The organism is Mogibacterium kristiansenii (assembly GCF_029224645.1).
Taxonomy (GTDB): domain Bacteria; phylum Bacillota; class Clostridia; order Peptostreptococcales; family Anaerovoracaceae; genus Mogibacterium_A; species Mogibacterium_A kristiansenii.
On the sequence record NZ_JAQXUZ010000022.1, the window covers coordinates 1 to 25,791 of the forward strand.

29 protein-coding genes and 1 pseudogene are annotated in these 25,791 nt (G+C 47.3%); 29 read left to right on the forward strand and 1 reads right to left on the reverse strand.

The genetic code is table 11. From position 1 onward, the window contains the following. Positions 1-292 precede the first annotated feature (292 nt). From PUE40_RS06740 to PUE40_RS06830, 19 genes and pseudogenes are all read left to right on the forward strand, one after another. The gene (locus PUE40_RS06740) at positions 293-601 is read left to right on the forward strand and encodes a hypothetical protein (RefSeq protein WP_277672291.1); all 309 of its coding nucleotides are present in this window, start codon (positions 293-295) and stop codon (positions 599-601) included. Positions 602-744: 143 nt separating this feature from the next. Then, positions 745-951: a hypothetical protein gene (locus tag PUE40_RS06745; protein ID WP_277672292.1), complete on the forward strand. Its 207-nt coding sequence runs from the start codon at positions 745-747 to the stop codon at positions 949-951. 44 nt (positions 952-995) lie between these two features. Continuing rightward, positions 996-1,211 carry a hypothetical protein gene (locus PUE40_RS06750; protein WP_154554475.1) on the forward strand — a complete coding sequence of 72 codons (216 nt, stop codon included), beginning with the start codon at positions 996-998 and terminating at the stop codon, positions 1,209-1,211. A 719-nt stretch (positions 1,212-1,930) separates the two neighbouring features. After that, positions 1,931-3,340, forward strand: a complete 1,410-nt coding sequence (gene selA / locus PUE40_RS06755; protein ID WP_277672293.1) for an L-seryl-tRNA(Sec) selenium transferase — start codon at positions 1,931-1,933, stop codon at positions 3,338-3,340. A 3-nt stretch (positions 3,341-3,343) separates the two neighbouring features. Continuing rightward, complete coding sequence (gene selB, locus PUE40_RS06760; RefSeq protein ID WP_277672294.1) at positions 3,344-5,251, forward strand: selenocysteine-specific translation elongation factor; 1,908 nt, start codon at positions 3,344-3,346, stop codon at positions 5,249-5,251. Between the two features lie 2 nt (positions 5,252-5,253). Continuing rightward, positions 5,254-5,835, forward strand: coding sequence for a DUF5105 domain-containing protein (locus PUE40_RS06765; protein WP_154554478.1), 582 nt, complete (start codon positions 5,254-5,256; stop codon positions 5,833-5,835). Positions 5,836-5,856: 21 nt separating this feature from the next. Further along, entirely contained in the window at positions 5,857-7,176 is a 1,320-nt protein-coding gene (locus PUE40_RS06770) for an AI-2E family transporter (protein ID WP_277672295.1), read from the forward strand. Continuing rightward, the gene (murB, locus tag PUE40_RS06775) at positions 7,157-8,077 is read left to right on the forward strand and encodes a UDP-N-acetylmuramate dehydrogenase (protein WP_277672296.1); all 921 of its coding nucleotides are present in this window, start codon (positions 7,157-7,159) and stop codon (positions 8,075-8,077) included. Before PUE40_RS06770 ends, murB begins: the two co-directional genes overlap by 20 nt. After that, complete coding sequence (locus PUE40_RS06780) at positions 8,016-8,840, forward strand: PHP domain-containing protein (protein ID WP_277672297.1); 825 nt, start codon at positions 8,016-8,018, stop codon at positions 8,838-8,840. The genes murB and PUE40_RS06780 overlap by 62 nt, the downstream gene beginning before the upstream one ends. 2 nt (positions 8,841-8,842) lie before the next feature. After that, positions 8,843-9,721: an RNase adapter RapZ gene (rapZ, locus tag PUE40_RS06785; RefSeq protein WP_154554482.1), complete on the forward strand. Its 879-nt coding sequence runs from the start codon at positions 8,843-8,845 to the stop codon at positions 9,719-9,721. After that, a complete protein-coding gene (whiA, locus tag PUE40_RS06790; RefSeq protein ID WP_277672298.1) occupies positions 9,722-10,681 on the forward strand; it encodes a DNA-binding protein WhiA in 960 nt (319 codons plus the stop codon). 28 nt (positions 10,682-10,709) lie between these two features. Then, a complete protein-coding gene (gene rlmD, locus PUE40_RS06795) occupies positions 10,710-12,194 on the forward strand; it encodes a 23S rRNA (uracil(1939)-C(5))-methyltransferase RlmD (RefSeq protein ID WP_277672299.1) in 1,485 nt (494 codons plus the stop codon). 131 nt (positions 12,195-12,325) lie between these two features. Further along, positions 12,326-12,892 carry a DNA-3-methyladenine glycosylase I gene (locus PUE40_RS06800; protein ID WP_277672300.1) on the forward strand — a complete coding sequence of 189 codons (567 nt, stop codon included), beginning with the start codon at positions 12,326-12,328 and terminating at the stop codon, positions 12,890-12,892. A gap of 171 nt (positions 12,893-13,063) precedes the next feature. Beyond that, the gene (locus PUE40_RS06805; RefSeq protein ID WP_277672301.1) at positions 13,064-14,323 is read left to right on the forward strand and encodes an ATP-binding protein; all 1,260 of its coding nucleotides are present in this window, start codon (positions 13,064-13,066) and stop codon (positions 14,321-14,323) included. Positions 14,324-14,523: 200 nt separating this feature from the next. Further along, positions 14,524-14,847, forward strand: coding sequence for a hypothetical protein (locus PUE40_RS06810; RefSeq protein WP_277672302.1), 324 nt, complete (start codon positions 14,524-14,526; stop codon positions 14,845-14,847). Continuing rightward, positions 14,804-16,450: a TIGR02452 family protein gene (locus tag PUE40_RS06815; protein WP_277672326.1), complete on the forward strand. Its 1,647-nt coding sequence runs from the start codon at positions 14,804-14,806 to the stop codon at positions 16,448-16,450. The genes PUE40_RS06810 and PUE40_RS06815 overlap by 44 nt, the downstream gene beginning before the upstream one ends. A gap of 48 nt (positions 16,451-16,498) precedes the next feature. Then, a pseudogene (locus tag PUE40_RS08270) lies at positions 16,499-16,627 on the forward strand (macro domain-containing protein); the annotation flags it as partial. A 292-nt stretch (positions 16,628-16,919) separates the two neighbouring features. Beyond that, entirely contained in the window at positions 16,920-17,177 is a 258-nt protein-coding gene (locus tag PUE40_RS06825; RefSeq protein ID WP_277672303.1) for a type II toxin-antitoxin system Phd/YefM family antitoxin, read from the forward strand. Beyond that, positions 17,167-17,499 carry a type II toxin-antitoxin system RelE/ParE family toxin gene (locus tag PUE40_RS06830; protein WP_277672304.1) on the forward strand — a complete coding sequence of 111 codons (333 nt, stop codon included), beginning with the start codon at positions 17,167-17,169 and terminating at the stop codon, positions 17,497-17,499. The genes PUE40_RS06825 and PUE40_RS06830 overlap by 11 nt, the downstream gene beginning before the upstream one ends. Positions 17,500-17,631: 132 nt before the next feature. Here the strand turns inward: PUE40_RS06830 and PUE40_RS06835 are convergent, their stop codons facing one another. Beyond that, the gene (locus PUE40_RS06835) at positions 17,632-17,985 is read right to left on the reverse strand and encodes a cupin domain-containing protein (protein WP_277672305.1); all 354 of its coding nucleotides are present in this window, start codon (positions 17,983-17,985) and stop codon (positions 17,632-17,634) included. 155 nt (positions 17,986-18,140) lie between these two features. Between PUE40_RS06835 and PUE40_RS06840 the strand changes: the two genes are divergently transcribed. The 10 genes from PUE40_RS06840 to rhuM all read left to right on the forward strand — a co-directional run bounded on the left by PUE40_RS06840 (position 18,141) and on the right by rhuM (position 25,785). Beyond that, the gene (locus tag PUE40_RS06840; protein WP_330681550.1) at positions 18,141-18,473 is read left to right on the forward strand and encodes a winged helix-turn-helix transcriptional regulator; all 333 of its coding nucleotides are present in this window, start codon (positions 18,141-18,143) and stop codon (positions 18,471-18,473) included. A 220-nt stretch (positions 18,474-18,693) separates the two neighbouring features. Further along, a complete protein-coding gene (locus PUE40_RS06845; protein WP_277672306.1) occupies positions 18,694-19,449 on the forward strand; it encodes an EFR1 family ferrodoxin in 756 nt (251 codons plus the stop codon). Between the two features lie 24 nt (positions 19,450-19,473). Then, the gene (locus PUE40_RS06850) at positions 19,474-19,836 is read left to right on the forward strand and encodes a VOC family protein (protein WP_277672307.1); all 363 of its coding nucleotides are present in this window, start codon (positions 19,474-19,476) and stop codon (positions 19,834-19,836) included. A 27-nt stretch (positions 19,837-19,863) separates the two neighbouring features. Further along, positions 19,864-20,268 (forward strand): hypothetical protein, encoded by a 405-nt coding sequence (locus PUE40_RS06855; RefSeq protein WP_277672308.1) that lies wholly within the window; start codon positions 19,864-19,866, stop codon positions 20,266-20,268. A gap of 163 nt (positions 20,269-20,431) precedes the next feature. Further along, positions 20,432-20,839 (forward strand): hypothetical protein, encoded by a 408-nt coding sequence (locus PUE40_RS06860; RefSeq protein ID WP_277672309.1) that lies wholly within the window; start codon positions 20,432-20,434, stop codon positions 20,837-20,839. Between the two features lie 59 nt (positions 20,840-20,898). After that, positions 20,899-22,989, forward strand: a complete 2,091-nt coding sequence (locus tag PUE40_RS06865; RefSeq protein WP_277672310.1) for an AAA family ATPase — start codon at positions 20,899-20,901, stop codon at positions 22,987-22,989. Further along, positions 22,986-24,038 carry a 5-methylcytosine-specific restriction endonuclease system specificity protein McrC gene (mcrC, locus tag PUE40_RS06870; RefSeq protein ID WP_277672311.1) on the forward strand — a complete coding sequence of 351 codons (1,053 nt, stop codon included), beginning with the start codon at positions 22,986-22,988 and terminating at the stop codon, positions 24,036-24,038. Before PUE40_RS06865 ends, mcrC begins: the two co-directional genes overlap by 4 nt. Before the next feature lie 460 nt (positions 24,039-24,498). Next, complete coding sequence (locus PUE40_RS06875) at positions 24,499-25,254, forward strand: EFR1 family ferrodoxin (protein ID WP_277672312.1); 756 nt, start codon at positions 24,499-24,501, stop codon at positions 25,252-25,254. Continuing rightward, on the forward strand, positions 25,235-25,600 hold the full coding sequence (locus PUE40_RS08235) for a virulence RhuM family protein (protein WP_330681551.1): 366 nt from the start codon (positions 25,235-25,237) through the stop codon (positions 25,598-25,600). Before PUE40_RS06875 ends, PUE40_RS08235 begins: the two co-directional genes overlap by 20 nt. Next, a complete protein-coding gene (gene rhuM, locus PUE40_RS08240) occupies positions 25,561-25,785 on the forward strand; it encodes a RhuM family protein (RefSeq protein WP_330681552.1) in 225 nt (74 codons plus the stop codon). The genes PUE40_RS08235 and rhuM overlap by 40 nt, the downstream gene beginning before the upstream one ends. Positions 25,786-25,791: the final 6 nt, after the last annotated feature.

A 25,791-nucleotide genomic window follows, 5' to 3' on the forward strand; every position in this document is an offset into this window, starting at 1 on the left:
GCTGCTACGACTACTATCCACTTCCATCAAATGAAAAAGACAGCGCAACTGTTTTGCAAAAGTAACTTCTTGTCTGGATTTGCAAATTTAAAATCCAGTGCTGCCATAACAAAAGCAGAACTTACTTTTTCAATTCAGGAGAGAACAGCAATCCGGCTCCTCGACTAGACCGAATCACTGTTCTAATAAGTTTAATCACTTCCCTGATTAACTTAATTGTGCACTGAAGAACGGATAATGCAAGTGAGCCTCAAGGCTCACTACTGCAAAATCTCATCACTCAAACGGGAACATGAGAACATTAGCGATTGCACTGGGTATTGTATCTTTAATTCTGTCAAGCTATAGCTTGTATCTTTCATTCAAGAATCAGCGAAATGCAGAGGGGAAGACATGGGAAAGTATCACATCACACATGATTGTGACAGCTTACTGGATGAACTGTTTGGAGCATATGATGATTTCATCAAAAAGTGAAATCCAACAACGTAAAAAAATGGAGATAATAGCGATAGGGAAAAATATTGTTGATAAAATCAGCAGAGTAAATACTGGTGGACATAGCGTTGGTAAAATACTAGAATGTTATAAATTTATGTGACCATAGAAGAAGTTGTAGATATAGCAAGAAAACGGGAAAGAAAAAATGGTCTTATTATATTAAGAAATGGAAAAAGGATATGAAGCGAAATGCTGAACAAGCCTAGATTGAATCTGTTGTGTATGTAGAAAGGTTTAAATGAAATGAATAAAGACATAATGAAAGAGATAATTGAAAACATCAAGGAAAATGCGGATGAGCTGAAGAGTAAAGAAGTTTTAAATGAAGTGGAATTTGGAGAATTGTTAGGGTATATGGAAGCATTAACCATTATAAAAGGTGCATGCGCGGGATATGATGTCGAAGCGTTGGGATTGGGGTTTGATATTGAAAAAGAGTATTTAAAATAATGACGAAGTGAGTTTCACATTTACATAGTAAAGAGAAAACTAAAATGGTAAAGAACGATTATCATGTAATCGTATGCAAAATTTTAAAGTACTTGTACGCATGCCTGAAAAACGGCGAAGATGTGGACAGTGACAAGCTGATGGATATCATCGGGGATTTGCCGGAAAGCTATGCGGATTACATTACTCCGAAAGAAATTGAATATCTGAATGATAACCGGTACATGCTAAAGGTCAGAGAGTACCTGGATAGTCATTAATTACAACAAGCCGCCTACGGGCGGTTTTCTAATGCGCATTTTTTGACAAAAGAACAGGTTTTCCGAGCAATCCGTAGCCAACTGCGAACACTGGGCTGTCGGTTCTTCCGGAGGATTTGACTACCGCTTTCTCTCGTTTCATCTGCGAATGAAAGAGCGGGAGCCGCCCCGGCAAGGAACATCAGGGAATTAGAGCTTTGCTGATGATGATAATTTAATATGCCTAGAATTTCGGATCGAGTTCACGCTAATTTTGAAATTAGGGCCGATTAGCGTGAACGATTTTCCGGCCACATCAAATTTCGTCAGGGGATGTCGTGGAAGCAAACCATCTTCTGGAGAACAGTTCACGCTTTTATGGGTGGAATTACCAATTCAGCGTGAACGCAAGGTCGTAATCCGCTGCTTCAAAATTAGAATTCTGCAAAATCGCTAAAATGAGTTCACGCTTATTTCTGGTTTCCGGTCAAAAAACGTGAATCGTCTTTGAAATTCTAGGCACATGAGACTGCGTGCACAAATAACGCACAATACAATTAGAACTCAATCACTTCAACTAGCGTTCCGTCCGCTTTTCCCCATCCCTGAAAAGAACCGCAGAAAACCCTCGAGAAAGGCGAAGGCAGGAACAATCCCGGCCCGCGCTTCCCTGTGGCAATGCCCCCTTCTTTGTGGTATTATATAGGTTGAAATTGTGTGTAAAAAACGAGGAGACCTTTATGAAAAAAAATGAAATTCTCAGACGAATTCCGAAGATAGATGAAGTGCTGAAGGCCGGTGGGCTGGAACTTCTTTTCGCCGGCGCCGGCCGCACCGTCGTTACGGAAGCGGCGCGCAGCGTCATTCAGGATTTGAGAAACGAAATTCTGAAAATGACCCCGGAAGAGCTGGAAGAATTCGATATCCAACGGATGGATATCGAGGCAGTGGCCAACCGGGTAATCGCATACATGGAGCAGGAGGACTGCAACAATCTGTATCCGGTAATCAACGCTACGGGAACGATTCTTCACACCAATCTGGGCAGAGCGCCTCTTTGCAAGGAAGCGGTGGAAAACGTGGCGGCGGTATCCAAAGGATACTCTAATCTGGAATACGACGTGGAAGCCGGCAAACGTGGCTCTCGTCACAATATTGTGTCCAAGCTGATCTGCGAACTTACCGGAGCAGAGGATGCCATGCTGGTGAACAACAACGCCTCTGCCACCATGATTGTTTTGTCGGCAATGGCAGAGGGCAAGGAAGTAATCGTGTCCCGAGGGGAGCTGGTGGAAATCGGCGGCGCCTTCCGAATTCCGGATATTATGGAACAGAGCGGGGCTACTTTGCGGGATATCGGTACCACCAACAAGACAAAACCTTCGGATTATGTCAATGCCATCAATCCGGAGAAGACCGGCGCGTTGATGAAGGTTCACACCAGCAACTACCGGATTATGGGTTTTACGGAAGAAGCATCCCTGGAGGATCTGGTGGCAATCGGAAAGGAACACGACTTGCCGGTCATCTTTGACATGGGCAACGGACTGATGGTAGACCTTCAGAAATACGGCCTGGACGAGCCGAATGTTCCCGCATCCCTGAACACCGGCATCGACGTGATGCTGTTCAGCGGCGATAAGCTGCTGGGCGGTCCTCAGGGGGGCATCATCGTGGGCAAAAAGAAATATATCGAGAAGATGAAGAAACATCCGCTGGCCCGGGCGCTTCGGGTGGACAAGATGACTTTCGCCGCAATGGAAGAAACCTTGAAGAAATACAGAGACACGGAAAAGGCCATGAGAGATATTCCGATTCTCCACATGATTACGGAACCGGCAGATTCCATGGAGCGAAGAGCGAACAAGTTGGCCGAGGCAATTGCAGCAAAGAACAATCGGGTGCATGCGGAAGTGATTCCGGTACAGGATCAGATCGGCGGCGGCTCCGCACCGATGGTGTACCTGCCGGGATTCGGCGTGGCCGTTTCTTCGGATGACATCTCCACGCCGAGCATGGAGAAACAGCTTCGGGAGAACGACATGCCGATCGTAGCAAGAATTCATGACGACCGGCTGCTCCTCTGCGTCCGCACCATCGGAGAAGAGGAAGTTCAAACCGTTGCAGATGCCTTTGAAGGAATGGAGTAATAGATGAAAAACATAATTATCGGAACCGCCGGCCACGTGGATCACGGAAAAACCCGCCTGATTAAGGCACTTTCCGGCATCGACACCGACCGGCTGGAGGAAGAGAAGAAGCGGGGCATTACCATTGAACTGGGGTTTGCCCACATTCCCAACGATGCGGGATACAATATCGGCGTCATCGACGTTCCGGGCCACGAGAAGTTCATCAAGAACATGCTGGCCGGTATCGGCGGCATCGATTTCGTCCTGTTCGTCGTAGCGGCTGACGAGGGCATTATGCCCCAGACACGGGAACACTTTGAAATACTGCAGGCGCTGGGCATCGATGATGGAATCATCGCCATCACGAAGACGGACATGGTGGACGAGGAATGGCTGGAACTGGTTCAGGAGGACATCCGGGATTACGTGGAAGGTTCCTTCTTAGAAGGAAAGCCGATGATTCCCGTTTCCGCCAAGTCCGGAGAGAATATCGATCTCCTAAAAGAAGAAATCATCCGCAAGTGCGACCGGGAATCCAAGCGGATCGAAGCGCCGGAAATGTTTCGACTTCCGGTGGATCGTGTTTTTACAAAATCCGGATTCGGTACGGTGGTAACCGGAACGTTAATGGACGGAACCTGTTCCCTGAACGATGAGGTTCATGTTTTTCCGGAAGAGACGCCGGCCAAGATTCGCGGAATTCAGACCTATGGAAACGACGTAGAGCAGGCGGTAGCCGGACAACGGACCGCAATCAACCTGAGCGGGGTGCGGAAAGAGGACATCCGCCGGGGCGACGTCATCGCGGCGAAGGGCGCAGTGTCCGTTACCGGGATGCTGGACGTGAAGCTGAAGATTTTTGACAGCAGCGAGCGCATGGTGCTGAACAACAGCCGAGTGCACCTGTATTGCGGAAGCAAAGAGGTGCTGACCAAGGTCATCCTGATGGACCGAGATGCGCTGTCCGCCGGGGAAGAGGCATACGTGCAGTTCCGTCTGGAAGAACCGATTGCGGTGAGACGGGGAGACCGGTTCATCATCCGCTTCTATTCGCCGATCATCACCATCGGCGGCGGACAGATTCTGGACGCGGTGCCGGAAAAGCACAAGCGGAACCGGGAGAACGTGCTGGAAGGATTCCAGATGCTGGAGAGCGGAAATATCTCGGATATTTTTGTGCTGAAGACCGGCGGACACAAGTTCTATTCCAAAGAATTGCTGCTGCAGGAGCTGGGCATGCTTCCGGAAATCGGAGATCGGGAAATCGAAGGATGCATCGAAGAGGGTAAACTGGTAGAGCTGGAGGATGGCACGATTCTGGCGGCATCCAAATTCCAAATGATGACGGATCGCCTGATTCAGCTGCTTCAGGAATACCACGAAAGCAATCCGCTGGCAGAGGGAATGCCGAAGCAGGAGCTGCAGAGCCGGCTTCGGGATACCTGGCATATTCAGGAAGACAAGATTATTCTGGGTGCGGTTCACCGGCTGATGAATCTGGGCATGCTGACAGACTGCGGGAAAACCGTATCCATGCAGGGCTTCGAGGCGGTGTTGACGCCGGAGCAGGAGAAGCTGAAGGAACGCATTGCCGGAATCTACAAAGATGCGGGAATTGAAATTCCGAAGAACGATGAAATCTACGCGCTGGATTCCGACAAGAGAGTCATCAACGCCATTTTCGACCGCCTTTATAAAGAGGGCGTTCTGGTGAAGGTAGATCCGTCCTACAATATTTCGCAGGAGGGGTGGAACCGCGTGGCGGCCGCTGCGCGTACGGCGGGAGCCGAGGGCTCTTTCGTGCTGGCGGACTTCCGAGATACACTGAACACGTCTCGGAAATACGCATCGGTATATTTGGCTGCACTGGATCGTGCCGGCATCACTGTGTTTGACGGAGAGCGGAGACGCCTCCCGGAGGGAAAATAAGAATGAAGAAATTTAGAAAAATTACAATCGCCGTGCTGATGGCCTCCATGGTGCTGGCTTTGGGTGCATGCGGAAGGTCCAACACTCCGACCGCGGTGGTGGAAAAACAGATGCAGCAGGTGAAAGAGGAGCAGATGAAGACCGAGCTTTCCTCTCTGGTCAGCGATAAGAATGTGGCAAAGAAATATCAGAAGGAATACAAGGAACTGGTGGAGAAGATTCAGGACTTCGATTACGAGGTGAAGGATGAAAAGGTGGATGGCGATGCCGCAACGGTAAAGGTGCAGATTACCACCTACAATTTCGGAACTGCCTACAAGGAGATGTATCAGCAGGTGGTGAAGGACGCCAATTCCGGCAAACTCACATCGAAAACGGACCTGAACGAATACATCTACAAGATGATGTTCAATAAGATGAATGCGCTGACCAAGAAGGATTACAAGAAAACCGTTTCCATCCAGTGCACGAAGAACGAAGACGGGGATTGGGAGACCGACGTGGACACCAATTCCGATCTGAAGGATGCCATGCTGGGTGGAATCATGACCCTGTCCAGCCAGAACAGCACATCGTCCAAATAGCGATTAACGAAGGGGAAAAACATGTTACGAAAACTATGGAATAACCCATATTCGAAAACAACAATATCCATTATTTTTACCGGGAGCGTTCTGTTGATGGTGAACCGCCTGATTCGAAGTACCCATTTCGACGCGGTGTTCGCCACCATCAATCAGACCCTTTCCCCGGTGTACATCGGCATCGTATTGGCCTTTCTGATGTGCCCAATCTATAACAAACTGGTGCGCTGTTTTTACCATTTCCTGTACAAGGACGGGAAACTGTTGACGGACAGCTTCGGTTCGATGTATTTCAATACAAAAGTACCGAAGCGCCACAAAAGAACAGCGGCACAGCGGGCGCTCACGGAAGCCCGGGTGCTGGCATCCGTCATCTGTATGGCCGTTGTGGCGGGTATCGTGGTATTGATTTCCACCTTTATTCTTCCGGCTATCGTAAACAGCATCGTAGACCTGGTGAACACACTGCCGGAGAAAATGAACAACTTGAATCAGTGGGCCGGAACTCATTTGGCCAGGTACCAGATTCTGGTGAAGGGCATCGATAATTTCACGAAAGCCGATACGGGTGAAATCATCGCGTGGATTCAGACCCATCTTTTGGAAAACGACTTCAAGGGTCTGGCGGAAACCGTTTCCAACAGCTTGATTGCCATGATTAATGCCTTCATCAACGTGATTGTGGGACTGCTGATTTCGGTATACCTTCTGAACTATAAGGAGAAATTGTTCGCCATCGGTCGAAAGATGACCACCTCCCTATTCAGCCGGTACACCTCGAAGAAAATCTATGAATTTTTCGAAATCATCAATGATACTTTTATCGGATACATCGTGGGAAGAATTATCGACGCCTGCATCATCGGATGTTTGACCTACGTGTGCATGCTGCTGTTCGACCTGCCGATGCCGGTGCTGATCAGCGTGATTGTGGGCGTAACCAATGTGATTCCGTTCTTCGGACCGTTCCTGGGCGCCATCCCGTCGGCGATTCTCATTCTGCTGGACGATCCGATGAAATGTTTGTATTTCGTCATCATGATTCTGATCATTCAGCAGCTGGACGGAAACGTCATCGGACCGAAGGTGGTGGGCTCCGCCATCGGGCTGAACAGCTTCTGGGTGCTGATTGCGGTGCTGGTGGGCGGCGGCCTGTTCGGATTCTTCGGAATGGCTTTGGGCGTGCCGATTTTTGCGGTGATATATCGCTACATCAGCGTGAATACCAACGATCGGCTTCGCCGGAAGAACCAGGAGCAGTCTACGAGAAAATACGAAGATTACAGCAAATATGACATAGAAAGGGAAGAACTGAAGAATCATGAAAAACCTCAGAAATAGTTTTATGGAACTGGGAATTCCGGAAAGCCGGATTCTGGAGAACGAATCCATGGCGAAGCACATTTCTTTCCGCGTGGGTGGCTGCGCGGATTATTATGTGAACTGCATCGACCGGAAAGAGCTGAGCGGCCTGCTCTCGTTTCTTACGGAAGAGGGCGTTCCCCACATGCTGATCGGAAACGGCTCCAACCTGTTGTTCCGCGATTCCGGTTATCGCGGGGTGATCATTCATCTGGAAGGAGAATTTCAGGATTGCGAAGTGCAGGGGGATACGGTGATTGCGGGAAGCGGAAAGCTGCTTTCCTCGGTGAGCTCCCTGGCGGCGAAGAGCGGACTGGCGGGAATGGAATTCGCCAGCGGAATTCCGGGCAGCATCGGCGGTGCCATCTACATGAATGCCGGCGCTTACGGCGGCGAGATGAAGGACATCGTAACCCGGGTGTGGCTGATGTCGCCGGACGGCAAGGAAGAAACGGTTCGCACCGGGGCGGAGATGGAATTCGCCTACCGGAACAGCTGTCTCCAGCGCACCGGTGAGATTGTCACAAAAGTAGAATTGAAACTGCAGCCGGAGGATGCCGAGACCATTCAGGCACGGATTGCAGAGCTGGCGGAAAAGCGGGTGCAGAAGCAGCCGGTGAATTTTCCGAGTGCGGGAAGCACCTTCAAGCGTCCGGCGGAAGGATACGCGGCAGCGCTGATTCAGGAATCCGGATTGAAGGGCGTTTCCGTCGGCGGTGCAGAGGTATCGGAGAAGCATTCCGGTTTCATCATCAACAAGGGCGGCGCCACGGCGACGGATGTGCTGCAGCTGATGGAGCTGGTAGAGAAGAAGGTATATGAAGATTCCGGAATTCATCTGGAGCCGGAAGTTCGGATTATCGGTGAAGAAGATGAATAACCGAGAGATTTCCGAAAGGTACCGGCTGATTGCGGATTATCACACCCACACCCGATATTCCAAAGGGCTGCTGGTGTACTACCACGGCAAGGGAACCATTGAGGAGAACGTGGCCGCAGCCGCAGCGAAGGGCCTTCAGGAAATCGGCATTACGGATCACGGACCGGGACATATTTTCTACGGGCTGAACCTTTCCCTCCTCCCGGACATGCGCCGGGATGTGGCGGAAGCGGCGAGAAAATATCCGGAAGTGAAGATTCAATTGGGCGTGGAAGCGAACATTATTCATTCCGGAAACGGTCTGGATGTCGCACCGGAAGACATTGAGAAATTTGATTTTATCAATGCCGGATATCACCACGGCGTGCCCAAAGGGGATATGATTCGGAACCCCATCTGTTCCGCCGGAATTTATCCGTCGGGAAGCCGGCAGCAGCTGGAGAATCGAAACACGGAAATGGCGCTTCGGGCCATCTACGAGAATCCCATTCGGATTCTGACCCATCCCGGAGATAAGGGACCTTTTAATATGAAGGAAATTGGAAGAGCCTGTGAAGCGCGGGGCACCCGGCTGGAAATCAACAGCCGCCATTCTCATCTGACCGCAGAGGAAATTCGGCAGACCATGAATTTCGATGTCACCTATGTGGTGAGCAGCGATGCCCACAAACCTTCCCAGGTGGGCGGCGTGGAAGCGGCGCTGGAACGGGCGGAAGAAGCAGGACTGGATTTTGGAAGAATTATAAATATTAAGGAGCGCTAAAAATGAAAGTGGTAATCATTTCGGGACTGTCCGGTGCGGGAAAAACCCGTGCAGCAGACTGGTTTGAAGATCAGGGATATTATTGCATCGACAACATGCCGCCGCAGCTGATTCGGAATTTCCTGGAGCTGTCCCTCCAGAGCAGCAATTCCATCGAGAAAGCGGTCTTCGTGGCGGACATTCGGGGCGGCGAGTTTTTCGATGAGCTGGAAACCTGCGTGGATACCCTGCGCCAGATGGAAGGGGTGGACAGCACCCTGCTCTACGTGGAAGCATCGGACAACACCATTGTGAAACGCTACAATGAAACCCGGCGCAATCACCCTCTGACCGGCGGCAGAGCGACGGTAAAGGTCATCGAGGACGAGAAGAATATGTTGCAGAAGGTTCGGGATAAAGCGGACTTCATCCTGGACACCACCCACATGAAGGTGTCGGATTTCAACCTGCAGCTTTCCCGGATTATTCTGGGAGAAGAGAGCGGATCGGTGTTCAACATCAACCTCACGTCCTTCGGCTACAAATACGGAATTCCAAACGAATCGGATATTCAGATCGACATGCGGTTCATCCCGAACCCGTATTACGTAAAGAGCCTTCGGAAGCTCACCGGAAACAACAAGAAGGTCTCTTCCTACGTCCTGAAGTTTGACATCACGAAGAAATTCCTGAAGGATTTCGTGGGCCTGGTGGAGGATCTGGTGCCGGGCTACATTAAGGAAGGAAAGTATCATCTGAACGTGGCCGTGGGCTGCACCGGCGGACACCATCGGTCCGTGGCGGTGGCCAACGAATTGGGCCGAATTTTCAGCGAGAAGGGATACCGGACGACAGTGACCCATCGCGATCTTGATTTTATTGCAAAAGGAGATAAGAAATAAATGTCATTTTCTGCAGATGTGAAGGCGGAGCTCGCCCGAATTAAGGTGGAAAAAAAATGCGACATGCTGGCGGAGATTTCCGGTTTTTTCCGGGTATCGGGAAGCCTGCGTCTGGCGGGGGGCGGCCGGTTCATCATCGTGGCCTCCACGGAAAACCCGGCCATTGCGCGGCATTACAAAACCCTGATTAAGGAGTATTTCGGCAGCAACGCCCGGCTGGAGATGGAAGAATCCCAGATGCCGGGGCGCAACGGATATCGGTATTCCCTCACCATCAGTCCGGATGAGAAGAGCTCTCAGATTCTGAGGGAAACGGGCATGATGCTGATTCGAGAGGGAAACGACTATCTGAGCGACGGAATCTACCAGCCCATCGTCAGCAAGAAATGCTGCAAGAAAGCCTATCTGCGGGGGCTGTTCCTGGGATGCGGAACCATTTCCAATCCTAACCGGAGCTATCACCTGGAATTCGTGCTCACCAGCGAGCAGGTGGCGAACGACCTGAAGAAACTCATCGGTTCCTTTGTGGACCTTTCCGCCAATGTGACCCGCCGGAAGGAGGATTACATCGTCTATATCAAGAAGGCGGATTACATCAGCGATATACTGGGCATCATCGGCGCCAGCCAGGCACTCTTGGATTTCGAAGGAATCAAGGTGAACCGAAGCACCCGGGGCGAAGCTCAGCGGATTTCCAACTGCGACAATGCCAACGTGGACCGAAGCCTGAGCGCCTCGGAGGAACAGATTCGGAATATTCAGCGCATCGAAGAGCTGGTGGGACTGGACTCCTTGTCCCCGGGACTTCGGGACGTGGCGAGAATTCGCCTGGAACGTCCGGATGCCAATCTGGGTGAAATCGGGGAAATGCTTTCCCCACCGGTGAAAAAACCGGCGGTCAGCAAGCGGTTCGCTAAAATCAAAGCTCTGGCGGATTCGCTGGAACAGAAGAGCGAATAACGAGATTAATATACAGTGGAGAGAAACAATGGATAAGGGTACAGTGGTGGAACTCACCATTACGGATATGACGGATGACGGAAAGGGCATCGGCCATATCGACGGATTGACGGTGTTCGTGGACGGAAGTATTCCGGGAGACACCGTTCGGGGCAAAATCGTACAGGACAAGAAGCGGTATGCGGTAGCGGAATTGGAGGAAATCCTCACCCCGTCGCCGAACCGGGAAGAAGCGGTATGTCCGTACTTCGGCCGCTGCGGCGGCTGCTCCCTCCAGAGCATGAAGTACGAAGCGCAGCTCGCCATGAAAAAAGAACACGTAGAAAATAAACTCACCCGAATCGGCGGACTGGAACATCCGTTGGTTCGGGATGTTGTGGTTGCCGGAGAAGAACCGGACCTGCATTACCGGAACAAAGCCACTTTTGCCGTATACGACGGCCCGGCCGGTCCGGCGGTAGGCTTCCGGGAAAGAGGCAGCAGCCGGGTAGTGGACATCGACGACTGCATGCTTCAGAAAGAACCGGTGATGGCGGTAGCCGATGCCATCCGCCGCCTCATTGAACAGCACAAAATCACCGTCTACAAGGAGCCGAAGCGCTACGGCCGGGGCCGGAACCAGAAGCCTCCGAAGCAGAGCAACACCGCAAAACTCCGGGAGGTTACGGTGAAAGCCTGCGAGGGCACCGGTGAAATCATGGTGGTGCTCACCGTCACCGGAAAGCAGCTTCCCAACGCCGAGGACATCGTCTACGCCATGGACGACGCCATCGACGAAGTGTCGGAAGAGTACGCACTGGAAAGCGTGATTTTGGAAGTGAAAAAAGGTGACATTCACGACTTCGCCAAGGATTACATCCCTCTTGCGGGTAAAAGAACCATTAACGACCGCATTCAGGTGGCCGGCCGGGATCTGGAGTTCGAGATCTCCGGGTCCGCATTCTATCAGGTGAACACCAACCAGATGACCCGCCTTTACGAAAAAGCGCGGGAATACGCCGGCCTCTCCGGCGAAGAAGTGGTCTTCGACCTGTACTGCGGCATCGGCACCATCGGCCTGTCTATGGCAGACCAAGCGGCCATGATTGTGGGCATCGAAGAAGTGCCCGGCGCCGTTCTGGATGCCAACCGGAACGCCGTTATCAACAGAATCGTGAACGCCCGTTACTATACCGGCCGGGCCGAAGAAATCCTCCCGAAACTCCTGGACTCCGAGGACAAGCTCTATGCCGATTACCTCTACAAAGACAACCTTCGGGAGCGCAGTAAAGTCGTCATTCTGGATCCCCCTCGCGGCGGCTGCGCCCCGAGTCTTCTGGAAACCGTCTCCGCCATTCAGCCCGACCGCATCGTGTACATCTCCTGCGACGCCGGCACCCTGGCCCGAGACATCAAAATCCTGCAGCAAAACGGCTATGTATTTGAAGAAGCCACCCCGGTAGAGATGTTCGCCTGGACGATGCATGTGGAGACATGCTGTCTCCTACGAAAGCGAGACGCAGTCGAAGCTTGAGTAGATGAGACGCAGTCCGCAAGGGACGCCCAAGAACCCGAGCCGGAGGCGAAGGGTGATTGGCCGCGGCCTACTGCGACATGCTGTCTAAAGTACAGAATTAAATCGGGATTTGCAGGACGGAGAAACTTATGGAAGAATTGATACAAAGATGTTCATGGGCAACTACCGACTTATATAAAGAGTATCATGATAATGAATGGGGGAAGCCCGTTCATGATGAGAATAAACTATTTGAGATGTTAATACTTGAAGGTATGCAGGCAGGACTATCGTGGCTGACAATACTAAACAAAAGAGAGGCATTTAGAATTGCTTTTGATAACTTTGACTGCAAAAAAGTAGCGCTGTATGATGATGCAAAAATAGAAGAGCTAATGCAAAATAGCAGCATTGTTCGCAATCGGTTAAAAATCAAATCAGCAATAACAAATGCTCAACAGTTTATAAAAATCCAAGAATCGTATGGCAGTTTTGATTCGTTTATATGGTCTTATGTTGGTGGTAAGCCAATTCTCAATCAGTTCCAAACTGAAACTGATATACCCGCAAGGACTGAACTCTCAGATCAAATTAGTAAAGACTTAAAAGAGCTTGGCTTTAAGTTTGTTGGTAGTACAATTATATATGCCTATATGCAGGCAATAGGGATTGTCAATGACCATGTAAAAGGTTGCCATTTGTATGCCAACAAATAGCATTTCACTTTCGATTGATAGAACAGCAGCTCAACAGGCTTGTTAAAGACTTTCTGCATCACAATTTCCAGCTTATAAAGCAAACGAAAAATCAAACGCAAATAAATACGTTTATTTTTTCGTTTGTTTTGATATAATAAAGGTACGAAAACAGTAATGGAGGTTTGGCAGATGAAAGAGAACCGTTCGTTTGAAGTGAAAGAGCGAGTAACAAATACATTTTTAAAGACAGTCAGTGCATATGCCAATTTTGGTGACGGGATCATCCGGTTTGGCATTACTGATGATGGCAAGTTTGTTGGGATAGAAGATGCTGGTAATGCATGTCTGGATATAGAAAACAGAATAAACGATAGTATTTCTCCGGTGCCCGATTATCGGATATCTGTGGATGATGATACAAATGTCATTACATTGGAAGTAAAAGAAGGAATCTATAAACCGTATTATTATAAATCAAAAGCTTACAAAAGAAATGATACGGCAACGATCGAAGTGGATCGTCTGGAGTTGAATCGTCTTATTCTGGAAGGTGAAGATCGTTCGTACGATGAATTAGTATCCGATGTGAAAGATCTCGAGTTTACGATCCTTGAGGGCAAGATGAAAGAGCAGCTCGGTATCAGTGCTATCAGTACAGATATACTCAGGACTATCGGAGTACTTGGTGCAGACGGGAAATACAATAACGCAGGGGTTTTACTTGCTGATAAAAATGGAGCATATGGTATCGACTGTGCACGTTTTGGGGAAACGATAGATATAATATTGGATCGTGAGATTTTCGAACACAGATCGATACTGGAACAATATGATGAGGTGATCGATCTCTATCGAAAATATTATCAGTATGATGAAATCAAAGGTGCGATCAGAGAGAAGGTTGAGATCATTCCGGAAAAGGCGTTCAGAGAAACCATTGCAAATGCACTGGTGCACAGAGCCTGGGATGTGAGATCTCATATCAGAGTAGCAATGTATGAAGATCGCATTGAGGTCTTTTCGCCGGGAGGACTGCCAAAAGGCATCACAAAGGAGGAATATCTCAATGGACAGATATCAGTGCTGCGTAATCCGATTATCGGTGGTGTTTTCTTCCGGTTGAATATTATAGAAAGTTTTGGAACGGGCGTTCAGAGGATAAATGCAGCATATGCAGGCAGTAAGGCAAAACCGATACATGAGTTTTCCGAGAATATGATCAAAGTAACTTTGCCTGTGATCACATCCGGTGGCGATCTTACTGGCGATGAGAAAATCATTTACGACAGCATGGGCAGGCTTGGAAAAACAAGTTCTCAAATCGCTAAGGCAGCAGGATTTGGCAAAAATAAGACGTTAAAGCTATTGGGGATACTTGAGAAAAAAGGATATGTGATAAAGACAGGTAACGGCAGAGGAACGAAATACTCAACAAATTCCAGTTTGTAGACATGTTTGGGCAAACGAGGAAAAGGTGCGATAAGTTCGGGCAAACGCGGATAGGGCAATTTTGACATTCACGATGTCAACTCTTGCCACGTGGAGACGGTTGTTCTGCTGACTAAAGTACATAATTGACAGTGTGAAAAGGGCTTGAAATATAAGACTTTTTCAGCGACTTGTGATAAATCTGGGGAAGGAGAGGACTCATGAGAGACAGATCAAAAGAAATCGCTATGCTGGAGGATACGCTTAAGATCTTAAAACAGGGCTGGTATGAAAAAAATGGCAAAAGGATACAGCTGAAACTTTCCGCAAAAGAAATGCAGGAGATACAGGTGTACCTTCCGGAAGCGGTGAAGAAAAATTGTACTGATCCTGAGTTCAGCAGGCCGTTTGTGATTGGACGTTGCGGACATGGCTGTGAAAATATAGATTCTTTAGCACTTGCCAGAAAACGCCTTGGCGATACGTATCTTTTTACCAGGGATGATCGCGCCTTATGTAGAAATTATAAAAGATGCGAATGGTGACCTGCTGGACGATACAGTAGTCGTTTCTGTCCTTACCTGCGCCGCACCGATGATATCACATGGCAAGGAGGGAATGAGCGAGTCTGAGTATGAGGATATGGTATATAACCGTATCATGGGAATGCTGAAATGCGTCGCATATCTCGGGTACAGGCATCTTGTTCTTGGAGCCTGGGGCTGTGGTGCTTTCGGTAATGATGCGCATGTAATCTCAGATCTTTTCTATAAAGCACTGAAGGAAATGAATTACAATAAATTAAGAGAGAAGGACCTGTTCCGCAGGATTGATTTTGCGGTGCTTGACCGGACGCAGGATCAGTATAATTTTAAAGAGTTTAATAGAAATTTTGCCTTCGATAATTTTTACCGGGATGAGGATCAGCAGGAAATGGATGAAGCCATGAAGAGGATCAGGGAGAAGGAGATCAATCTGAACAAAATCCGTGGCTCATTAGCAGGCGGCGCTGTAGGGGATGCTCTTGGCTATGCGGTCGAGTTCTGGGGAGAAGAGCAGATCTTCGGTAAATACGGTGAGAGAGGAATCACAGAGTATGAGCTGGACAGTTTCACTGGGAAGGCTCTGATTTCCGATGATACTCAGATGACTCTGTTTACGGCGAATGGGCTCCTTGTGGGAGATACACGAGGAGCAATGAGAGGGATCCAGGGCTGGCCAAGACACTATGTTGCACAGGCATATCAGGACTGGCTTTATACGCAGGAGTGTCCCTTCGATAAGCAGAAAATACAGGATCGCAGAGGGAATTATTCCTGCAGGTCATGGCTTGCGGATGTGCCGGAGCTTTATAGCAGCAGAGCACCGGGAAATACCTGTCTGTCTGCACTTTCCGCTCAGAAGAACGGTAAAGACTTTGTGAACGATTATGTGAAAGAGCCACAGAATCAAAGCAAGGGCTGCGGCGGTATCATGAGAGTGGCTCCGGTCGCGCTGAATTATAAGCATATGGAGATGGGCACACTGGACATGGAAGGCGCCCAGATCGCAGCTATCACCCATGGGCATTCCCTTGGTTATATGCCAGCGGCTATTGTGACGCACATTATCAACTGTATCGTTTTCGGCGAAGAAAAGAAAACTCTTAAGAATATCGTAATTGAAGCCAGAGACAAGGTGGCAGAGATATTCCGGGAAGACAGGCATCTGAAGGAGCTTACCGATATTATTGATCTGGCAATCGAATTGTCCGGAAACGAGGCGGATGATCTTGATAATATCCACAGGTTAGGCGAGGGCTGGGTTGCAGAAGAAACTCTCGGCATTGCTCTCTACTGTGCGCTTCGTCATCAGGATGACTTCTCGGCAGGTGTGATTTCGGCGGTTAATCATAAGGGCGACAGTGATTCCACTGGAGCGGTTACCGGTAATATTCTCGGTGCGCTTTTGGGATATGATGCCATAGAGGAAAAGTGGAAGACGAACCTGGAACTGATAGATGTCATTATTGAGATGGCAGACGATCTTTGCCATGGATGTCAGATGAGTGAATTCGGTCATTATGAGGACCCGGACTGGATAAGAAAATACATCTGTATGCAGTGGAAGGATGAAAGACTTGATCCTGAAAAGACAGACAAAGTTTGAAGCAGTACGCGGAGATATTACAAAGAACCATGGCGTGCAGGCAATACGAGCCTTCTCGGAGGTGGCGGTGTAGACGGAGCGATCCACAGAGCGGCGGGACCGAAACTCCTGGACCGGATTCAATCAAAAACAAAATGGATGCCTCCTGTAAAGTACAGGGAAGCATCCATGTGTTGAGTCGAGTTCATAAATCAATGTGTCCAGTAAAGAGGGTACATATCAATATATGGGGGGCTTCATTTTTTTCATTCATGGGCGCCGGCAGAACGGATAAATCCGAATCATGTTGACGTGCCTCGACGGAAGACAAAGGCTTTGCGGGGAGGTTGACGTCAACACGCTTATGTCCATCATCAAGAAGAGAATATTTGCCTTATACAAAAGGCAATCCCCGAGGGAAATGTGAAGACTCATTTGTACTGTGGCTAAATATAGGTTATAATATAGCCACAAGAAAGGAGTTGATTCTATGCAGATTATTCCAATGCGTGATTTAAAGAATACGGTTGAAGTAGAACGTCGTTGTGCAGAAGAAAACGGCCCTGTATTCGTAACCAAGAATGGATACGGAAGATTGGTTGTTATGGACATCGATTATTATGAAAAAACTATGAGAAAGGTGTATGAAGCAAAAATAATCCTGGACGGTTTGGAAGATGTAAAAGCTGGCAATACGGTAGATGGAAAAAGCGCAGTTTCTAATATAAGGAGCAAATATGGCATCTGAATTTGGATATAGACTGACTCAAAAAGCAGAATCTGATTTAGATGGAATTGTCTCATATATTGCAGTCGAACTTTCAAATCCACCGGCTGCGTCTGATTTTGTAAATAAACTGCAGGAAAATATTGAAGAAGCAAGAAACTTTCCTGAAAGCGGCTCTCTTATATATAATGATTTTTTACAAGCAGAAAACGTGCGGAAAAAATTGGTTGGAAATTATATAATGTACTATCTTCCGGATACGGGAGAAAAAATGATTTACATTCTACGTATTGTATATAGTAAACGAAATGTGGATGAAATTCTTAAAAAACTGGATGTTTAATTACGTAAGCATCGGTCAAAAGTTGATCGGTGCTTTGTCATACTGCCAATTCGTCTTTGGATTTAAAAACCAAGCTTCCCACCATTGGGTAAATACCCTGTGGTGAGAAGCTTGTTGTGTTTTGATGGAATATTAATATACTACAGCGTCATCAGCTGTAAAGCCTTCCAGAGAATTCTCTTTGGTCTGAATACAGACAAAAGAAATTCCTTCATCTTCTGCCGCGAAGAACTGACGTTTTGCAGCAGGTGCGATTCTTACCCAATCACCTGCCGCGAGAGCAATTTCTTCTCCGTCAATAATAACTTTTCCTTTACCGGAAAGGATGCCATAAACTTCTTCATTGTTCTTATGAGAGTGTACGAAAGGAATGTTAGCTCCTGCCGGAAGATCGTTGATACTGATTTCTGCTCCGGTGAGAGAAAGTGTATCATGAAGTTCAACTCTGCCTTCATTTCCAATGTTTGTTTTTGCGTAATTTGCCATGGTGTATACCTCCGTTTTTACTGTGTATTTGTTCTTGCAGTTATATAATAACTTGCTGTGCATTCAAAGGTAAGTACGCACCTTTTTGTAACTACACATTCAAAAATGAATGTGCTATAATTTTTTCGAGCAATCACAGTTTTGGGGAGGCACAATTGCATGAAAACAAAAGACGAACTTCCGGCTTGCCCGGTGGCAACAGCAGTGGCACTTGTAGGTGGCAAATGGAAACTTTTGATTATACGAAACTTGAGAGTGCGCCCGTGGAGATTCATGAATTGCAGCGAGATCTGGAAGGAATTTCACAGAAGGTATTGACTGACGGTCTAAGACAGATGATGGATGACGGTCTTGTACATCGGCATGATTATCAGGAAATGCCGCCAAGAGTTGATTACAGCCTGACGGAATTAGGAAAAAAACTGCTGCCGATTATTGATGCACTGGCGGACTTTGGAAATTACTATAAATCGGTTACAGCGGAATAATATGTCTGAAGGTGAATTACAGCGGGACTCAGTTTGGGCAAAATTTGCCTACACTGCGGATGATGGGAAAAACACTATGTTTAGATGGGTTGAATTGACTTTTACGCCCTAAAGCACTGCAATTAAGGGCATAAAAGTCAAACTACTGTTTAAAGACGGTGATTTGGATGAATGTTGCAGATAGAATAATACAGCTAGCAAAAGAAAATAGAGGATCATTATGAAATTCTATAACATATTTTTCAGCCCAACCGGGGGTACAAAGAAAGTAGCAGATATTGTTGCAAAAGGGACAAATCCGGAATTTGAAGAAATCGACCTAATCAAAGAACCGGATAAACTGATGAAGGTGAAATTTGAAAAAGAGGATCTGTGTTTGGTTTCTGTACCGTCTTACGGCGGACGCGTTCCGTCGGTCGTAGTGGATATGTTCCGAAATGTAAAAGCAGACGGTACGAAGGCAATTCTTGCGGCGGTGTTTGGAAACCGTGCGATTGACGACACCTTGTTAGAACTGCAGGATGTTCTGGAAGCATCGGGCTTTGTATGTATCGCCGGAATGGAGGCTGTTGCAGAGCATTCCTTGATGCACCAATTCGGAACCGGGCGCCCGGATCGGCAGGACGAAAAGGAATTGTTGGAATTTGCCGCTAAAATCATGCAAAACAGCGAAACACAAATGACACCGCAATTCCCCGGAAAAAAACCATACCGAGAATACGGTGGTGTTCCGTTCAAGCCTGTTGCTAACGGAAAATGCACTTCCTGCGGTCTGTGCGTAAAAGAATGCCCGACGGGGGCCATTTCTTTGGACAATCCGAAAATGACCGATAAGGCTAAATGCATTTCTTGTATGCACTGCGTTGCAATCTGTCCGAAGAATGCAAGAAAGTGTAGCAAGTTGGTCAGCTTTATCGCCGGACGAAAAATGAAGAAGGTCTGTTCCGGTAGAAAGGAAAACAAATTGTACATATAAGTCGGAAGTTGAAGGAGAAGTGTTATGCGATTGAAGAATGTTCTGATTGTGGTAAAAGACATAGAAAAATCGAAAAAATTCTATCATGACTTGTTTGGCATAGATTTGGTGCTTGACAACGGGGGCAATATGATTTTAACAGAAGGTCTTGTCCTTCAAGACGAGAAAATATGGAAATCATTTTTAGGTAGGGATATTCTTCCCCAAAATAACGCTTGCGAACTGTATTTTGAAGAACAGGATATTGAGGCATTTGTTGAAAAATTGGAAAGACTGTATCCATCTATTGAATATGCAAATCATCTTATGACACATAGTTGGGGACAGCGAATAATCCGATTCTACGATTTAGACGGCAACTTAATTGAAGTTGGAACACCGATGTAAACAGACAAATTCCTGCTGGTGAGATAAATGAACTTATACGAACGATTTATTGATTTTACAAAAGAAAATGAAATAGAAACGAGAGACCTAGGACATCAGCGAGAGGATGGATATGATTTAGTTGTATTCGGCAAAACAGCAAACAAGGATAACGGGTTAATTTATAAGATCGTTTTTATTTTCTATGATAACGATAATCTCGTTGATTTCTATATAATAAAGAGCGTGAAAGTAAAGAACAGAGTGTATATCCTTGAAAGACTAAATGATCGTAACTCTCAATTTAGAGGGGCATCTTTTTTTCTCAATGGTAATCTGGCATGTATGAAGAGTTATTGTGCAACCGGCGGATATATCCGTGCTGCGATAATGATGATGGAAAAAAGTATGGAACGAGCACAGGAAGCATTTTCCGAGTTTGACCCTGCATAATTTCGTTAATTATCCTAGCAATATCTGACAAAAGAAAGATTCTTGACTATCTAACACCGGTTGAACTCTTCAATGCCGTCCTCAATCAAGTATATTCAGTTGTAAGATTCGTTATGTTAGGTAGCGTTAAATTTGTTATTGCAATTTGCGGTAAATAATGGTTATGACGGAAATCACAGCCGTTAAGCACATGAGCAAAAAGACATGGGGAGAGATGGCCAGTCGTGGGGGTGTAACCCTGCTTCTTTGTCAGATGCGGGTATTGGCAAACAAAGCTGCAAAAAACGCTCTTGAAAAAGCCGGAAAGAAAGGGCTGGAAGAAAACCTATTCAAAGGAGTTTTTGAGCAGATTGGAAAAAAGCTGACAAAGCAAGCGGTTGGAAAATCAGTATATTTTGTGGGAGCTTTTGTCGGTGCTTTCTTCGATGTTGCTCAGATGAACAGAGTCTTGGAATATGCGGATGTGTTTTATAACAAGAGATTTCTGCTTGAAAAGGAAGTTCGAATCAATATGCTGTTGATGGATGAAAACGATGAACCACCGGTGATAATTGATGCTACCGACGTATGATGGAGACAGTTTTAAGGTTTTACCGTAAGCATCTAATACCAAAAAACAAGGAGGTTTACATGAGCGAATCAAACCAATTTGACTGGGTAGACTTTTACAAAGAACTATCTGGCATATTGCTCCGGTACAAGAGCAACCGCCGGGAACTGATAGAGAAGGTTAAAAAGATTTACGAGATTACCGGCATCAACCTTCCTAAACTGGAAAAGGACAACCAGATTGTAGATATCGATCCATTCACATTCTACGGGCTCTTTAACAAGAATCTCACGGATGCGAACCGTCTGGCTATCCTGAAAGCAGTGGCGGAGTTGTTCGATGTGAAGACTCCGCTTCCCACCTCGTTCGACAGTATTCCGGTGCTGAATCTTCTGAATGCAACCTTCTATGGTTTCCTCCCGGATCGCGAAGACGACGACATTCCGGATCTTTGGGAGCTGTTTGATACTGCCCTTTCATACGCAAAGAACCCGACACCGGAGACAATTGCTCAGGTGTCCAAATATTTCGACTTATGTATCAAAAAGAAGGGAAACGGAAACGGTAAGATTACAATGGGTCTGTACTGGATTGCACCGAATTCTTTTCTGAATCTGGATAAGTGCAATACCTGGTACATCTATAAATCCGGAAAGCTTCCGAAAGAACTCGTACAGTCCCTTCCGAAGAATGAAACGAAGATTCCATCCGCCAAATACTTCGACATAGTGGAAAAGCTTCGTGCGTACCTTCAAAGTGGTGAGACCAAATTAAAAGACTTCAAGGAGTTGAGCTTCGAAGCGTGGAAGTGCTCGAACGATGATGACGTTGATACCACCCACTACTGGCTGTACTCGCCGGGAGATGGGGCATCCTGCTGGGATGAGTTCTATGATGCCGGGATAATGGGCATCGGCTGGGATGAAATCGGTGATTTGTCTGCATTTAACAGCAAAAGCAAGATGAAGCAGGCGATGAAAGATAAAATCAATCCGGCGAAATCCTACAAGAACGATGCGCACGCCACCTGGCAGTTTGTCAACGAAATGAAGCCGGGCGACATCGTATTTGCCAGGAAAGGGATGCATCAAATTATCGGTCGCGGTGTCGTGGAGTCCGATTATGAATTCGATTCTTCCCGCTCCCAGTATAGGAACATCCGGAATGTTAACTGGACCGATAAGGGCGAGTGGCAGCACCCCGGACAGGCTGTGATGAAGACCCTGACGGATATTACAGCGTACACAGACTACGTGACGAAGCTGAATGCACTGTTCCACGATGATCCTGTAGAACCGGTGGAGATTGATCTTAAGCCGTATGATGAGGATATGTTTCTGGAAGAAGTCTACATGGAAAAACCAAAATACGACACGCTGGTTGCTTTGGTGGCGAAGAAAAAGAATGTCATTCTTCAGGGAGCTCCGGGTGTTGGCAAGACCTTTGCGGCAAAGCGACTGGCATATTCCATCATGGGTGTGAAAGATCCGTCCCGTGTAATGATGGTTCAATTCCACCAGAGCTATTCCTACGAGGATTTCATCATGGGATTCCGTCCGACACAAGAAGGCGGCTTTGAATTGAAACGCGGTGCCTTCTATGACTTCTGCAAATCCGCTGAAGAGGATGATGAAGACACGCCGTATTTCTTTATCATCGATGAAATCAATCGAGGAAACCTCAGCAAGATATTCGGCGAATTGTTCATGCTGATCGAATCGGACAAGCGCGGCATCGAACTGAAGCTCTTGTATGCGGATGAAAAATTTTCTGTCCCGAAAAATGTCTATATCATCGGAATGATGAATACCGCAGACAGAAGTCTGGCAATGATGGATTATGCGCTCCGCAGAAGATTTGCCTTCTTTGATCTGGAACCCGGGTTTAATACCAAAGGATTCCGTGCATACCGGGACAGCCTGCAGAGCGAGAAGTTTAATAGATTGATTGATAGGGTAGAAGCGCTGAATGGGGCCATTGCGGAGGATGAATCTCTGGGAGAAGGATTCTGTATCGGACACAGTTTCTTCTGTGAACTGAAGGAAACATCTGATCGGACTCTTTCCGGCATCATTGAATTCGAGCTGGCGCCATTGCTAAAAGAATACTGGTTTGATGAACCTTCCAAAGCAAAGGATTGGATTGAGGATTTAAGGAGTGCGATTAAGTGATTCCGGTACAGAACGTATATTATATGCTTTCCTACGCCTTCAGAGTGTTAAACGAGCAAGGATATAAGAGCATCGAAACGGAAGAATTTCATAATGTAGCGGAGCTGTGCGCATCCATTCTGACAAAGGGCGTGAAGCAGCAGCTGAAACGCGGCCTGGGACAGGAATATATTTCGGAGACGGAAGCATTGTCGTCTCCACGCGGGAAAATCGATGTGACTGCATCCATAAAGAATCTCAGTATGATCCGCGGGGAGCTGGTTTGTACCTATGACGAGTTCTCCGTCAACTCCTATATGAATCGGATTATCAAGAGCACTCTATTGCTTTTGCTGAAAGCAAAGATATCGTCAAGCAGAAAGAAGGAAATCAAGAAGCTGCTGGTATTCTTCGGAGAAGTAGAAACACTTGATATACGCACCATCAATTGGTCCATCCGATTCAACCGAAATAATCAGAGCTATCGGATGCTGGTGGCGGTCTGTGAGCTGGTGATTAAAGGCTTGCTTCAGACGCAATCGGACGGTTCGACAAAGATGATGGATTTTCTGGACGATCAAAAGATGCATCACCTGTATGAGAAGTTCATTTTGGAATATTACAACACCGAGTACAAGGATTTGAAAGTAAAGGCTTCTGCTTCCATGATGGATTGGCAGGTGGATGATGGCTTCCGAGATTTACTTCCGAAGATGAAGACGGATATTACTCTGACGCGCGGAGAACGGACGCTGATTATCGATGCAAAATACTACGAACGCAATCTGCGGGAGCAATATGGAAAGGTGTCCATCCCGACAGATAACCTGTACCAGATATTCACCTATGTAAAGACAAAGGAAAATGAGCTTGTCGGTGTTCCCCATGAAAAGGTATCCGGAATGCTTCTCTACGCGCAAACAGATGAAGAGGGGGCATTTAATAACGAATATCAGATCATGGGAAATCGCGTATGTGTAAGAACGCTTGATTTGAGTGGCGATTTCCAATCCATAAAAAGCCAACTGGACGATATAGCGGAAAAGTATTTGCGGGTGAGGGCGGAATAACCCCATCGGAAGTGTATGCATATGATTTTATTTTTATGAAAAAAAGCAGAATCGTGAGGACTTAAAACAAATGAAACTAAGAAATTTCAAAAAGGAAGATGCTCCGATTATAGCCGGCTGGATTCGATCGGAGGAAGAATTATACAAATGGTCTGCCGACAGTTTTGGTAAGTATCCACTTACGGGGGATGACATAATCGAAAACTATATGCCTCGGATTGAAAATGGGCGTTTGTATCCGCTAACAGCAATAGCTGTGAATGGCAATGTCATAGGGCATCTCATCATACGCTATCCGCGAGAAAAGGATGAAAGTTCCGTTAATTGAGCTGGCTGTGTTTGAAAATAACGAGAGCGCAAGACGCTGCTATGAAGCGGCAGGATTTACGGCGTATGCCGAGAGCGAGTACAAAATGCCGATAGGCACTTGGAATTGTACGGAAATGGAGTTGCATTGTATATGATTTTTTGTTTTTCTGGAACCGGCAACAGCCGATATATTGCAAGGCGCTTTGCGGAAGCGCTTCAGGAGCCCCTCACAGACCTGAACGCAAAAATCCGAACCCGCGACACTTCGCCCATCCAAACGGGCCGTGACGTAATCCTCATTGTTCCCACCTATGCGTGGCGCATTCCCCGGGTGGTATCCGATTGGCTCATAAAAACAGAATTCGCGTCCGCCGAACGCATCTGGTTTGTCATGGATTGTGGAAGCGAGATTGGCAACGCCGCAAAATACAACCGGCGCCTTGCGGAGCAAAAAAATCTGCAGTACATGGGAACCGTACAAATTGTTATGCCGGAGAATTACATCGCCCTGTTCGCCACACCGGAGGCAGAGGAAGCCGGGAAAATCGTCCAGAAGGCGCAGCCGGATGTGGAAGCGGCGATTGCAAGCGTTCAGGCGGGACGGAAATTTCCGGCACCCCGCAATAACATGGGGTACCGCATCATGAGCGGCATCATCAATCCGTTTTTTTACCGGCTGATTGTCAAAGCGGACCCGTTTCGTGTGAGCGATGCGTGTGTCGGCTGCGGGCAATGCGCGTCAAAATGTCCCCTGAACAATATTGAGCTTCGGAGTGGGAAGCCGGTGTGGGGGAAGCAGTGTACGCATTGCATGGCGTGCATCAGCTATTGCCCGGCGAAAGCGATTGAGTACGGGAAGAGGAGTGTCGGGAAACCGCGCTACCGCTTTGAGGAATTGGAGGATTGAGAATATATGGCTGACCCAGAAGATGATGGCCACATTGTATGGTGTGGATGTTCGTACAATCAATGAGCATATTAAGAAAATTTATTCCGACTCAGAGCTTGAGGAAGATGCAACTATCCGGAATTTCCGGATAGTTCAAACCGAAGGTTCCCGTCAGGTGACTCGTGATACGAAGCATTATAATCTTCAAATGATTATTGCGGATGGATTCGAGGTGAATAATGAGCGAGCTGTACAATTTCGTAAGTGGGCCAATGGTATTGTCAAGGACTACACCATCAAAGGCTGGGCCATGGACAAAACAAGATGCATTATGCGGTTCATGGACATACAGCAGCGGAGTTGATTTACGAGCGAGCCGATGCAGACAAGCCACATATGGGATTAACTGTATCTGCTTATCTGGACTTGGCAGAGGATCGTGCAGAACGTCATATTCCAATGACGATGGAGGATTGGTCAAAGCGGTTAGATCTATTTTTGATGGCTGACGATAGAGATTCTTCAGAATGCAGGCAAAATCACTGCTGAGATTGC

What these genes read in the sequence shown, in the direction of transcription:
- PUE40_RS06740 (WP_277672291.1), top strand. Translation starts at nt 293, where the DNA reads ATGAGAACATTAGCGATTGCACTGGGTATTGTATCTTTAATTCTGTCA.
- PUE40_RS06745 (WP_277672292.1), top strand. Translation starts at nt 745, where the DNA reads ATGAATAAAGACATAATGAAAGAGATAATTGAAAACATCAAGGAAAAT.
- PUE40_RS06750 (WP_154554475.1), top strand. Translation starts at nt 996, where the DNA reads ATGGTAAAGAACGATTATCATGTAATCGTATGCAAAATTTTAAAGTAC.
- selA (WP_277672293.1), top strand. Translation starts at nt 1,931, where the DNA reads ATGAAAAAAAATGAAATTCTCAGACGAATTCCGAAGATAGATGAAGTG.
- selB (WP_277672294.1), top strand. Translation starts at nt 3,344, where the DNA reads ATGAAAAACATAATTATCGGAACCGCCGGCCACGTGGATCACGGAAAA.
- PUE40_RS06765 (WP_154554478.1), top strand. Translation starts at nt 5,254, where the DNA reads ATGAAGAAATTTAGAAAAATTACAATCGCCGTGCTGATGGCCTCCATG.
- PUE40_RS06770 (WP_277672295.1), top strand. Translation starts at nt 5,857, where the DNA reads ATGTTACGAAAACTATGGAATAACCCATATTCGAAAACAACAATATCC.
- murB (WP_277672296.1), top strand. Translation starts at nt 7,157, where the DNA reads ATGAAAAACCTCAGAAATAGTTTTATGGAACTGGGAATTCCGGAAAGC.
- PUE40_RS06780 (WP_277672297.1), top strand. Translation starts at nt 8,016, where the DNA reads ATGAAGATTCCGGAATTCATCTGGAGCCGGAAGTTCGGATTATCGGTG.
- rapZ (WP_154554482.1), top strand. Translation starts at nt 8,843, where the DNA reads ATGAAAGTGGTAATCATTTCGGGACTGTCCGGTGCGGGAAAAACCCGT.
- whiA (WP_277672298.1), top strand. Translation starts at nt 9,722, where the DNA reads ATGTCATTTTCTGCAGATGTGAAGGCGGAGCTCGCCCGAATTAAGGTG.
- rlmD (WP_277672299.1), top strand. Translation starts at nt 10,710, where the DNA reads ATGGATAAGGGTACAGTGGTGGAACTCACCATTACGGATATGACGGAT.
- PUE40_RS06800 (WP_277672300.1), top strand. Translation starts at nt 12,326, where the DNA reads ATGGAAGAATTGATACAAAGATGTTCATGGGCAACTACCGACTTATAT.
- PUE40_RS06805 (WP_277672301.1), top strand. Translation starts at nt 13,064, where the DNA reads ATGAAAGAGAACCGTTCGTTTGAAGTGAAAGAGCGAGTAACAAATACA.
- PUE40_RS06810 (WP_277672302.1), top strand. Translation starts at nt 14,524, where the DNA reads ATGAGAGACAGATCAAAAGAAATCGCTATGCTGGAGGATACGCTTAAG.
- PUE40_RS06815 (WP_277672326.1), top strand. Translation starts at nt 14,804, where the DNA reads ATGATCGCGCCTTATGTAGAAATTATAAAAGATGCGAATGGTGACCTG.
- PUE40_RS06825 (WP_277672303.1), top strand. Translation starts at nt 16,920, where the DNA reads ATGCAGATTATTCCAATGCGTGATTTAAAGAATACGGTTGAAGTAGAA.
- PUE40_RS06830 (WP_277672304.1), top strand. Translation starts at nt 17,167, where the DNA reads ATGGCATCTGAATTTGGATATAGACTGACTCAAAAAGCAGAATCTGAT.
- PUE40_RS06835 (WP_277672305.1), bottom strand. Translation starts at nt 17,985, where the DNA reads ATGGCAAATTACGCAAAAACAAACATTGGAAATGAAGGCAGAGTTGAA.
- PUE40_RS06845 (WP_277672306.1), top strand. Translation starts at nt 18,694, where the DNA reads ATGAAATTCTATAACATATTTTTCAGCCCAACCGGGGGTACAAAGAAA.
- PUE40_RS06850 (WP_277672307.1), top strand. Translation starts at nt 19,474, where the DNA reads ATGCGATTGAAGAATGTTCTGATTGTGGTAAAAGACATAGAAAAATCG.
- PUE40_RS06855 (WP_277672308.1), top strand. Translation starts at nt 19,864, where the DNA reads ATGAACTTATACGAACGATTTATTGATTTTACAAAAGAAAATGAAATA.
- PUE40_RS06860 (WP_277672309.1), top strand. Translation starts at nt 20,432, where the DNA reads ATGACGGAAATCACAGCCGTTAAGCACATGAGCAAAAAGACATGGGGA.
- PUE40_RS06865 (WP_277672310.1), top strand. Translation starts at nt 20,899, where the DNA reads ATGAGCGAATCAAACCAATTTGACTGGGTAGACTTTTACAAAGAACTA.
- PUE40_RS06875 (WP_277672312.1), top strand. Translation starts at nt 24,499, where the DNA reads ATGATTTTTTGTTTTTCTGGAACCGGCAACAGCCGATATATTGCAAGG.
- rhuM (WP_330681552.1), top strand. Translation starts at nt 25,561, where the DNA reads ATGCATTATGCGGTTCATGGACATACAGCAGCGGAGTTGATTTACGAG.